This is a genomic window from Vibrio sp. 1159 (assembly GCF_033340395.1).
GTDB lineage: Bacteria > Pseudomonadota > Gammaproteobacteria > Enterobacterales > Vibrionaceae > Vibrio > Vibrio alginolyticus.
This window is the reverse complement of the sequence record NZ_JAWOWL010000007.1, coordinates 59,586-66,294: the sequence shown is the minus strand read 5'-3', so window position 1 is coordinate 66,294 and position 6,709 is coordinate 59,586. Positions and strand designations below refer to the sequence as shown.

Annotated in this window: 4 protein-coding genes; 2 read left to right on the top strand and 2 right to left on the bottom strand. The window is 39.1% G+C overall.

The window, feature by feature from the left end; genetic code table 11:
- The coding region (locus R7127_RS07880) for a hypothetical protein (RefSeq protein ID WP_318148336.1) at positions 1–734 on the top strand (734 nt) is incomplete at its 5' end.
- Positions 735–4,501: 3,767 nt separating this feature from the next.
- On the opposite strand, the gene R7127_RS07875 is transcribed toward R7127_RS07880, so the two are convergent.
- Positions 4,502–5,296, bottom strand: coding sequence for a hypothetical protein (locus R7127_RS07875; RefSeq protein WP_025594096.1), 795 nt, complete (start codon positions 5,294–5,296; stop codon positions 4,502–4,504).
- Positions 5,297–5,707: 411 nt separating this feature from the next.
- Positions 5,708–6,196: a LysE/ArgO family amino acid transporter gene (locus tag R7127_RS07870; RefSeq protein WP_318117470.1), complete on the bottom strand. Its 489-nt coding sequence runs from the start codon at positions 6,194–6,196 to the stop codon at positions 5,708–5,710.
- Between R7127_RS07870 and R7127_RS07865 the strand changes: the two genes are divergently transcribed.
- Positions 6,188–6,571: a DUF4832 domain-containing protein gene (locus tag R7127_RS07865; protein WP_318148335.1), complete on the top strand. Its 384-nt coding sequence runs from the start codon at positions 6,188–6,190 to the stop codon at positions 6,569–6,571. The genes R7127_RS07870 and R7127_RS07865 overlap by 9 nt on opposite strands.
- The last annotated feature ends 138 nt before the right edge of the window (positions 6,572–6,709 follow it).

The following is a 6,709-nucleotide window of genomic DNA, read 5'->3' as shown; positions in this document are numbered from 1 at the left end:
TAAAGTGGGTTAGCGAATTGGTTTCAACAAGTCAGCCTGTAAAGTGGGTTAGCAAGATGGATTCAACAGGTCAGCCTGTAAAGTGGGTTAGCAAGATGGATTCAACAGGTCAGCCTATAAAGTGGGTTAGCAAGATGGATTCAACTGGTCAGCCTGTAAAGTGGGTTAGCGAATTGGTTTCAACAAGTCAGGCTGTAAAGTGGGTTAGCGAATTGGTTTCAACAAGTCAGCCTGTAAAGTGGGTTAGCAAGATGGATTCAACAGGTCAGCCTATAAAGTGGGTTAGCAAGATGGATTCAACAGGTCAGCCTATAAATTGGGTTAGCAAGATGGATTCAACAGGTCAGCCTATAAAGTGGGTTAGCGAGCTGGTTTCAACAAGTCAGCCTATAAAGTGGGTTAGCGAGCTGGTTTCAACAAGTCAGCCTATAAAGTGGGTTAGCAAGATGGATTCAACAGGTCAGCCTATAAAGTGGGTTAGCAATTTGGTTTCAACAGGTCAGCCTATAAAGTGGGTTAGCGAGCTGGTTTCAACAGGTCATATTATGAAGTGGGTTATTAAATCGATTTTCAACACTCATGGCATGAAGTGGGTTATTAAATCGATTTTCAACACTCATGGCTTGAAGTGGGTTATTAAATCGATTTTCAACACTCATGGCTTGAAGTGGGTTATCAAGACGATATTCATCACTTATGGGGTTCAGATAGTCCAATTCGTGATTAATTTGTGATGTCACGGTTCGCGATACCCATGACGCTGGATTTTTGTGTGAGGTTGCGCAAAGTCAGGAGTTGCATTTCTGATGATGAGCTTGTTGTGAGTATCATTCGAGGGTTTTAGTAAACTTAAAGGATATTGGACATGTCATAAGACTATAAAGTGAGTGAATTAGTTTTATACACATATCTGATATGTTGATAAGATATGCTTATGAAAGAGCCACGAAAATCACGCTGAATCAATGGAACAAAGATATGATATCTAGTACCTACCTTAAGCACATCTTCAGCATTTTGGGATTCTAAAAATCATGATGGATTGATACATTAAGTAAATCACGCCCATAGGATAGAACTGCTCACAATTTTAGTATGACTCGTGTGTTGAAATAGTAACGGTGCAACAACCCAATAGACCAATAGACCAATAGACCAATAGACCAATAGACCAATAGACCAATAGACCAATAGAACTATCAATCAACAACGTATTCGAACTCAATACACTGATAATTAGGACTATGGCCCCTACCCTACCTCATGGTTCTACGCCAATAATCTAAAGTTCAACAACAATCATAGTGTTGTAAATCCAAGTCTGGATGCAAAGGAACCATCTAATTTTTAGTCTATTCATAATACAGATGTGGAATATGCCTAATGGAGTCCATACAGATACAAATTTCCATAACTTTAAATGCTAAATTTAGAATGTAACTAGAAAGTTTTTTTAGCGCACTCCTTGTAGTTATTGAATTGATATCAAAATTCACTAACCTCTCCACCTCTCCACCTCTCCACCTCTCCACCTCTCCACCTCTCCATTCTTGTTTCAGAACTAATCTCTAGCTGGCCAGAACAATTTTTTGAATTAAGTCATTCGGAATTGTGAATAACAGCCAGTTCGTAATGTAGGCCTCCCCTACTCTACTGACCATCATTATGGTAGCTGCGCTAGTTTAATGATCCCGAATGCAAACATCAGAAGGTAACGTCTCTTCAATTTATTAAACGTTCAATTATAAAATCACTGAGTGGTTGTGATGAATTTCTAACTTTAATGAGGAAGTGATGTCATAGCATTTCATGTGATTGTATGAACTTTTAATGAAGGGGTATTTTATTTTTTGACTAATAACCTTCTCGTTTATCAAGGGTTCATTGGTTGAAAGACCGTTCTGCCGGATAGATTACTAATCTAAAATATCAGTATTACTGAGAATGGCCACCAAGGTTTCTAATGATCTGTGAATTTGAAAGATTACGATTCAAGCTGCTAGCTGCTAGATCAATAGTTAAATTTCGGATGCTTTATGTGTTACCACTAGTGGATTACTGTTCCCTGGTACTGTCTCTGGAAAATCGCATGTTGGCATTGGTATTTAATGCTGAAATATTCAATATAAGATCGTGTATCTGGTTGTGGTTGATAAGATTCTAATTTTGATTAACATTTACCTCGCGATGCAAATCTTCCAGAACTAATAGACCAAGTTGCATAAGGTCTTATGTGTTCATTTGCCTTCTTACTCATATTTAGGTTTTGATATATCCACTATCGCAACCGTATGAAAAATCGATACCACAAACTAGTGTATAACTCATAAAGTAGATTGACCAACAACTAATGATTGAGTCATAACATTCAATGGAGCAGATTCCCGTTAGGGCATAAGAACATCCTTCTTTAGTCTTATGTTTAACTTGAGCGAAACCACTGTCTCACATAACTGAATAATTAGCCAAAAGCAGTAAGCATAATAATACGCGACAGCTCTCAGTAACTTGGCAACGACAACAACATTTCTATGTTCACCTGTTTACTGTCGGACGTGAAATCACTGGTGCAATATATTCAGTAATAGTTACTTAAGCTGACTTGAAACTGATTGCGAACTCACATCATCTGTCCGTGCTTAACCGACGGGTCCTCTTATATTTTAAGTTTAGCTTTGTCGCTACGGATAAACACTAGTATCGAAAACATTCTGTTCAAGCCTTTAAATTATACCTTTGAGATAAAAAAGACGTTTAGACTTTGATACCTCCAGACTTCAACACTTGATATATTAGTTGTTACATTTCTTGGCTGAGTTCCCATATTCACGCCAGAACTAATTGAGCCTCCAACCCGATCATAAACATGTTTTTTTCTTTCTTTTTTTCAGCGGAAACGGAAAAGGTCTAAGATCTAGCGAACAGTGTTTAGGGGGGGGGAACAGTAAGACTTCCTAATGCTGATGTGATTAATCAGTCAATCGCATGCAAAGGGAGAGATGTTCTTCTTCTAACTGGTCTAAGCTTTCGGTTCAACTTAAGTTCTTATGCATTCCAGTTCGGAGCTTGAGACAATGTATGAAGGAAATTGTATCGTTGTTTCCTTGCAGGGTTTACCTTCAAGACTTTAAATTAATTTTCGGTACTCATTTCATGCCTAAAATGAGTTCATCCAAACTGTTTGGATGAACCTGATATTTAAAGATTTTGATTTTTAATTTTACTTTATATCAATGACTTGGAGGATATTGATGGTTGAATCCAATGCATTTGGTGAACCACATTTTTCTACGTATTTTTCAACACTCAATCGCTCGCCGTAACTTGGTTATGACCTCAACATCACTGTGTACATATGCCGACTATTAGACGTGTAATCTCAGGTGCAAAATATTCGGCAAGAGTTACTTAAGCTGACTTGAAACTGACTGTGAACTCACATCATCAGTTTGTGTTTAACCGATGGGGCATATTTTATTTTTAAGTTTTGCTTTGCGATACGGCTCAAAAACTGGCATCGCAGACATCAATATGAGCCTTCAAATCGCATCATTGAGATCACTCAGGCGTTTAGCTTTGATGCCTCCAAAATTCAACACGTGGTATATCAGTTATCATACTTCTTGGCAGCGTTCCCACATTCACGCCAGAGCTTATTGAGCTTTCACCCGATCATGAATATGTTTTAGTTCTTTCTTTATGTCAGCAGAAAAGGGAAAGGTCTAAGTTCTAGCGAACAGTGTTTAGGGGAGTGTAACAGTAAGACTTCCTAATGCTGATGTGATTAATCAGTCAATCGCATGCAAAGGGAGAGATGTTCTGCTTCTGGCATGGTCTAAGCTTTCGGTTCAACTTAAGTTCTTATGCATTCCAGTTCGGCACTTGAGACAATGCATGAAGGAAATTGTATCGTTGTTTCCTTGCAGGGTATTCCTTCAAGACTTTAATTAATTCTCGGTACTCATTTTATGCCTAAAGTGAGTTCATCCAAACTGTTTGGATGAACCTGACATTTAAAGAATTTAATTTTTAATTTTACTGTATATCAATAACTTGGAGAATGTTGATGGTTGAATCCAATGCATTTGGTGAACCACATTTTCTACGTATTTTTCAACACTCAATCGCTCGCCGGAACTTGGCTATGACCTCAACATTACTGTGTAAATCTGCCAACTATCGGACGGTAATCTCTGGTGCAGATTGTGTTTAACCGATAGGTCATCTTTTATTATTAAGTTTTGCTTTGACGATACGGTTCAAATGTCGGAGGAACAATAAACTTCAATCGGTAACGTGCCTTTTTAAGCGATTCGTAGACTATAAAAAGCTAAAGATTGATCATTATTAAGGTGCATTGCTACCAGAAACACTGTGGAAATGACAATAAAGTCAGATCAACCTCTAACTTGCTTCTGGACAGAAGTGTTTTAGAACTGATTCTCTACAGCGTTTCTGTCAGAATAGGAAAAGTATGTTGATTCCTTGATTGTTTGTATGTTTATTGCGTCAAATCTAAAAATGGCTTTAATTTAATTAATCCAGCCTGAATAGATGCCAGAATTGCCAATAAAAACGTTAAAATTACCATACTGTACTGTAGTATCACGCTATCTTTATGGCGCCGTTCTTCTGTTTGATACTTTTCAAGTGTTACAATAGCCTTTCCATTTACTTTGTACCCCCCGCCTTTTACCTTACTGACCTCGCCTGATTCCACAAATGAATCTACATACATACGTAGCTTATTTTGACAATTTTCTTTGTCAGGATGCCTAAAAAAACGCAGAGAATACATATCAGAAACTAGTGATGTTAGACTAAACTCCTTCCGACTGATGCCATAATTTTCAATAAGATAGTCTAACAGGTCATATCTTGGTTTTAGCTGAAGTTTTTTTCTGTTAAATAGGGACTGTGAAACCTTGTTCAATATTCGCTTTGACTTAACCTTTATGTAATCTTTTTTTGTAAGGCAATGAAGTATAAATGAGTTAATACCTGTATAAGTTGTGTAGTAATTATGCAAGTAGTGCGTGATTTCAACGGTATTTACATTGATATTGGCAATATCGATGTCTAGTTCTATATCACATGTGTCAGTTGCTGGATTGTACTTTAGTACTTTGACTTTATTCATATCCAACTCGCGAACTAGAGCTGAAACCCCATCAAGCTTAATTCTAGTTGAATAGAAATTATTCTTTTCACACTCTGGACCTGACATGGGGATCGGTGATGGACCGACTTTCCCAAATGCTTTTTTCAAAGCCCACATTTGAATTTTTGACCACATAATTCACCTAAAACATAACAGTGCTTTTTCAGCAGACACTGTCTGTATAATATTTTTAGAAAATACAAACACCATACCAGCAACATACTGTTCTATAAGCCTTATTCTTCCTTCCACTCATAAATTACAGAACATGTCTGTATAATCATAATTGCTCAACTAGGCTCATAGTCTGCTATTAGTAAATGTAGGTCAAGAACTGACATAAGAAAGTGGTCTGGTGTTGAATGCCAAATGATTTTGGGGCATTTTCGTGCCAGCTAAGAGCAAGCTGACACGTTGATGGACAGAAATGGTTTATAGTATTTACTTAAATTAGCAAAGGACGAATAACCCTTCTGGTATGGAAACTCAGTGTCCAATCTAACAGGAGCAATTTAGTTAATAGAAATGCAGCTTCATCGCGACGCTCTATATGTATTGGCTTAACAAAGGTGCTGCCAGCTTCAATGCAATACCACACATGATGCATGAAATCGCAGAATCTAAAATTCGCCATGTTCTTGGCTTACTAAAAAGTGGGATCAACTTGTTAGCCAAATACACTAATCCATAAAACCAGCCCCCTGATGCGATCAGTGCCCCTATAACAAACAATAGTTTTTCATCAGGTTCCATTTGAGCAGTCACGCCCCCGAGTATCACCACCGTATCCAGATATACATGTGGATTTAAAAAAGTGATAGCCATCGCCATTAAAACGACTTTTAACCAACTCTGGGCAATGTCCGAATTTTCCAACTCTAGGTGACTTGAACCTTTCCAAGCTGATTTTGCAGATTGGTAGCCATACCAGAAAGCTTGGATTGGGCGATTGCGCAGCACGCTTCGACATTGAACCTGAAATCGCACGTGGTGCCGACTCAGTATCGTGATTTGTTGGACGATGCGTTGGCTCAAATTGGCTATCGTCTGCGTGTAGACACACTGGTACACCCTGCTGAATTGACGCCGGACGCGACCATGACGGTTCAGGCCTTGCTTGTGAACGAAGGGAACGCGCCACCGTATCAGCACCATTATCTGGCGTATCGATTGGTGAATGAGGACGAAGAAACCGCGTTTTTCAACGTCTCAACCGCAGATGTCATGCGTTGGCTGCCGGGTGAACACGCGACCTCCAGCAGTTTCACTTTGCCTGAAACGATCCCCACCGGCCATTACTACCTTGAGTTGGCTTTGGTCGATCGCCATGCTGAGGCAGAAGTGAATCTGGCCAATGAAGGGTTGCAGGCGTCGGGCTGGTATCGCTTATCTGACGTGACCATTCGTTAGGTCGACAGCCTTCGCCATGCTGTGGTGCGATAGACAGCAGCAAACGAAAAGCGAAAGTGACAGAAGAAAAGCGGGCAATGCCCGCTTTTTTGTACGTTGAGCGTTGAAACGACTTTCTTTGAAGACGCCTTTTTGGGG